4 protein-coding genes are annotated in these 5,207 nt (G+C 47.0%); 1 reads left to right on the top strand and 3 read right to left on the bottom strand.

Translation table 11 applies throughout. The features are described 5' to 3' along the window. Window positions 1-172: 172 nt before the first annotated feature. Complete coding sequence (locus tag ASN18_RS06560) at window positions 173-2,260, top strand: tetratricopeptide repeat protein (protein WP_085051944.1); 2,088 nt, start codon at window positions 173-175, stop codon at window positions 2,258-2,260. 11 nt (window positions 2,261-2,271) lie between these two features. Here ASN18_RS06560 and ASN18_RS06555 read toward each other — a convergent pair whose 3' ends face one another. From ASN18_RS06555 to ASN18_RS17510, 3 genes are all read right to left on the bottom strand, one after another. Next, window positions 2,272-2,754, bottom strand: a complete 483-nt coding sequence (locus ASN18_RS06555; RefSeq protein WP_085051943.1) for a type IV pilin protein — start codon at window positions 2,752-2,754, stop codon at window positions 2,272-2,274. Between the two features lie 92 nt (window positions 2,755-2,846). Then, the gene (locus ASN18_RS06550) at window positions 2,847-4,652 is read right to left on the bottom strand and encodes a tetratricopeptide repeat protein (RefSeq protein WP_085051942.1); all 1,806 of its coding nucleotides are present in this window, start codon (window positions 4,650-4,652) and stop codon (window positions 2,847-2,849) included. A gap of 86 nt (window positions 4,653-4,738) precedes the next feature. Continuing rightward, on the bottom strand, window positions 4,739-5,207 hold a 469-nt coding region (locus ASN18_RS17510), incomplete at its 5' end, for a hypothetical protein (protein WP_236861572.1).

Below are 5,207 nucleotides of genomic sequence, written 5' to 3'. Positions count from 1 at the left end.
TAAGATGTGCTGATAATTGTAGCTTTAGGACTGCTCTCAACCTCTACCGTAAATTGTTAAGCAATTCCTGTACCGCACAGTATTGGGACAAGCGATATTATCGTATAGCAATGAACACTGAAGGATATAATACTTTGTTTGACATTTAACTCAATATACGATAAAATCGTCGATGACTATCAATCGGATTAAGACCCTCAGCCCTGATGCTGTCATAAGGGTATATACGGCTGCGTTTTTGCTTTACGTAGTTTTTGCCCTGTCTTCTCAACCAATCGTAAACGGTGACACCGACCTGTGGTATCACCTCAATGGCGGCAGATTTATTACCGCTCACGGGGAGATTCCCGATGCCTCTTTTTTTTCTTTTTTAACACCGCCGCGCCACTGGGTGAACTACTACTGGCTTTTTCAACTGCTCTGCTATAAAATTTATGACACACTTGGCAGCGCCGGTCTTATTGCGCTTCGGTCACTGCTATTTATCTTAATCACAGTAACTCTCTGGGGGTTGTTTCGTGCCCGACTTGGCGGTGTAACGCCATTGTTCGTCCTTCTGTTTACTATTTATATCATGCTGCTTCTGCCGCGCTGCCTGCTTAGCAGGCCCCATGTCTTTAGCTATCTCTTTATAACTGTATTCGTGTATATTTACGAAATCAGGCCGGGCAGGTCTTATATACTTGGCGTCATTGCCCTTTTGTGGGTTAATCTGCACGGTGTCGAATATCCCGTGATGCTGTTAATCTCAGGCGCTTACATGGCTGAGGTCTATGTAAGACGCCTCAGGAGAAAAACCCCATTCACTAAAGAAGAGCTTATCATACTGGTGTCCTCTGCGGCCTGCATTGTGGTGGTCTACCTGACCCCGCACGGGGCCACCCTGATTAATGTCCCATTTATCGACACGCGGTACGCCTCCGTGTATATTAATGAACTCAGGGCGGGGGAGTTATTAGGGTTCAACCTGAGTGACAAGGGCATTTCATATGCGTCGATTTTTAATGTAACAGCCGTTTTAACACTGATTTGCATAATAACAGCCCTGAGAAATAAAAAACTCAGACTAAGCCATATCGTCATGCTGCTTGGCGCAATTGTTATCTTAACAAAGGGGGCGCGCTTCAGGACTGAGTTTGCGCTCCTTGTTGTGCCTGTTATTGTCAACGGCCTACCGCTTAATAACGCTAAGTCAGGAACCAGTGGATTTCCTGCTGCCCTCCGATATATCGCCGTCGCTGCCTTATTATCCCTGCCATTTATCCACAACACAATAAAAGAATCCCCTGTGCGCACACGGGAACTCCCTCACGGCGTGGTCTCGTTTCTTAAACATGTCAAACATATGCCAGACAATGGCACACTAATGAACCATCCAAACTCGGGCGGCTACCTGCAGTGGGAACTCTATCCCAGATATAAAATCGCAATGGACATGGAGGTGCCGTTTTTATTTTCTGATTTCGATTTTTATAACCTCCACATGAGCTATCAGGACGAGGTAGTATTCAGGAAATTCACTGAGCGCTACAGGCCGTCCTATATAACCGTACCAATACAGTTCGCCACATTTAAGGGGATAATCTCAAAATTCCCGGAATATAAACCGGTGTTCTTTGACGACACTGAGGTCCTGTACACAAGGCAGCCCGATGTGATAAAGTTATATGCTATACAGACCATTAACCCATTTGCCCCTGAGATACCTGCAGTGAACAACAGCGCAGCGGTCAACGCTGAATTGGCCGAGTTGAATAAAATTGCTTCGATTGACCCGCACATCGACTCCGTAAACAGATTAATCGCACAAATAAAGATAAATTTGGCCAACTACGACGAGGCAGCCCAATTCGCCGACAGAATTATCAGCTCATCGCCTGACCTGTCAACAGGATACTATCTAAAAGGCGATGCCCTCATTGGAAAAAAATCTTACTCTGATGCGCTTAAGTATTTTATTACCGCACTTGGCTACGCACCGGATGCACCGCTCATATACAGGAAACTCTCTGAGTGCCGGTCTAAGATGAGGCAGGATAAAGAGGCATATCAGGCGTTGTCAAAGGCGGTTGATATATTCTCACCCCAGACGCCGTACTCAGACCTCTACATGCTGGGGCTTCTGGCCCTCTCTGACGGCGACATAGAAAGGGCGCAGATGCTCTTTATGTCAGCCTATGAGAAACTCCCACCGCTGGTGGACAACGCCTCAGTGTCAGAGTGGGAGATGAAGATAAAAAAAATGCTCTCAGCCTATTAACCTGTTCAGCCCTAAAAACCGCACTTATTGTTGTTATTGTCTATCTTTAACTCACCGGCGGCACAGGAAGCCCCGCTGGATACGGTACCACCAGAGGCAATTGCCCCGATGTTATAGGTTGTCTTGTTGGTGTTTACCTCTATTCTGTAGTTAAAGAGAAGCCCGCTGGTGTTGCCGGGTTTCCATGCAGGCAGAAAAGTCTGTATAGCAGCGGCGCCTGATATCGCCTGGTCAGTCAACGTTGAACACGGCGCGTAGTAGCAGCCGTTTTCAGTAAAATACTGCTCCATGAGAAGCCTCAGCGACTGGACGTTTTGGGCTGCCTCTGTCCTTCTGGCCTTTTCCCTTTGTCCCATATACATAGGGATTGCAACAGCAGAGAGAATCCCTATTATTACCATCGTTATCAAAAGCTCGGCCAGGGTGAATCCTTTCTGGTCTCTTCCCGCGCGCAGCCGGTTAGCCTCGCTCATTGTGTTTATTATTGTATTCATCGAATCTCCTCCTTGTTGAGTGTTCACGTGACGCCTCTGGCCACGTCCTATACCAATTATATATATTTTAGCGAAAAAAAACTACTAGTTTGTCACCGCCTTAATGAACCTCCGGCGGCCTTGCGCATTTTTGCGGCAGCCAGCAGGGATGCGGCCTGTTGACCAAGTTTGCTTACTGGGTCAGCTTCAACTGTTGCATTAAAATACTCCGCTGCCTTGTCATAATCGTTAAGCTCAAAATAACAAAGCCCAAGATTAAACTTTGTCTGTGAAAGGTATGACACAATTTCAAGGGCCTTGTTGAAATAAGAAATAGCCGTCCTCAGAGCCTCGGTTTTCCCTTGTTCATCGACGCCGTCAGCCGCTGACATCTGCATGTAAACGTAACCCAGATTGTTGAAAGCTGCGGAGCAGCCCGTATCATATTTAATTGCATCTCTGAGATAGTCTATAGCCTTTTTGTAGTCTTTTCTCATAATCTCGATGTTTGACAGGGCGTTTAAGATGAGGGCGGTCTGTTCGCCTGATTTGTACGGGATTCGCAGCGCGGTTAATAATTCCTTCTCGCTGTTTACGATGTCCTGTTCCTGCATCAGCGCTATAGCATAGTTCGTGTGGGCAGTGGCAGAGACCGGGGATTTTTTTACTGTGTCCCCCCAAAGTGTCAAATCAGACCGCCACTGTCCAACCCGTTCATTGATTAACACAAAGTACCAGATTGATATTAATATAAATACGCCAATGAGGACCCTTCTGTTTAATATCTTCGCACAGCCCCACACAAGAAGTATAGAAAAGCCTACAGAGGACAGATACAGATAGCGCTCACCCAGCGGCGAGGCCACCTGTGAAAACATCACTGAAAGCGAGGGAAGCATTGTAAGGACAATCCATAATAATAAAAAAGGCGCGGGAGAGCCGCACCTCACAAGACAAAACACAGAGCCCCCAACTGCCGCGCAAAACAGCCACACATACCCAGCGCTCTCAGGAATCGCCGGAAGCAGATTTAGGTTCATAGGAAGAAGCAGCTTCTCTATATAATATCCACTTCCATAGACTATTGTTTTAAAAAAACTGATTAATGAAACCTGCGACGACAAATATGCCCCCGCAGTACCCGGCTTCATAATGACCTCACTAAGCCCACTTCCGTGCCTCATCATAAAATACACTATGACAACTGCAAACAGTACGCTCATAGACAGCATAAGCCTCCGCCACGGCATCTTCGTAAGAAGCCCATAGGCCAACACAACCGCAATTAACATAATACCGTTCTCTTTGGAGAACATCGAAAACAGATAAAACAATGCACATATCACAATGCCCTTTGCATCGTCCTCCCAGCGATAGATGAGAAAACCCAGAAACCCGAGGAGAAAAAAGAATGTCACAAGTAAATCCGTCCTGCCCGAAATCCACGCAATAGGCTCGGAATGCACGGGGTGCAGGGCAAATGTCAGCGCCGCCAAAAACGCAGGAATCCTATCAGCCTGAATCCTATCAGCGGGGGTCTTATCAGCAATGATATTACCATCACCCCTGGTCATAAGCCGCTCTGCCATGACAAATACTAACAACGAATTGGCCGCATGTACTACAAGATTATTCAGATGATAACCCAGGGGGTTCATCCGCCACAGACTCCAGTCCAACGACAAAGACACCCGCCAAAACGGACGGTAATAGATTCCATTACCAAAAAAATAGCCGTAGAACGAATTCGTATCAACAAGCACAGGATTTGTCACCACATGGATATCATCCCACACAAATCCATTGGACAGCGAAGCAATGGCACCGGTAAATGCAGCCGAAACAATAGACAGGTAGAAAAACGCATTGAGCGCAGGTCTGTTATTTATCAACCCAGATATACTACCAGATATGTTCATATAACACCCCGCTCAAGCATTGCTTATAATAAATAAAAAGGCGGGAGAAATAACACCCCCGCCCGGCACTACACATTCGCGCCAAACTAACGCGTAGTCACTATTTGGCTGAGTATTGGAGCTGTTGAGTTTGAGGCATAGGCCATGAGATTGACCGCACGGCTTCCGTTCGGGCTTAAAATAACCTGACCGTCTGTCGGGGCTGTCGTCACGAACAGTGGAAGTCCGTTAAATGCGCTCTTGTCTCCCTTAAACGTGTGGTGAGAGATAAAGTGGTCAACAATAGTCGTGATACCACCCGGGAATGCGGTATATGTGCCCGTGCTGGCCTGGTTGTAAACAGACAGACATGAGCGGCCGGTTGCGGTTGCGCCTGATGATTCGTAGCAACCCTGCGTACCTGTTGCGTCAGTAATTATAATATACGGGTCTCCGCCTACATACGCATCAAGATAGCCCTGTAAATCTGAAACTGCACCCTTAGCGCCTGACTCTGTTGACCTGACCTTTGCCTTTTCTCTCTGTCCGAGGAACGCCGGTACCGCGATAGCTGTC

It is taken from the genome of Candidatus Magnetominusculus xianensis, from assembly GCA_001541255.1.
GTDB lineage: Bacteria > Nitrospirota > Thermodesulfovibrionia > Thermodesulfovibrionales > Magnetobacteriaceae > Magnetominusculus > Magnetominusculus xianensis.
Note: the sequence above shows the minus strand (reverse complement) of the source record. Positions and strands in the feature narration are given on the sequence as shown.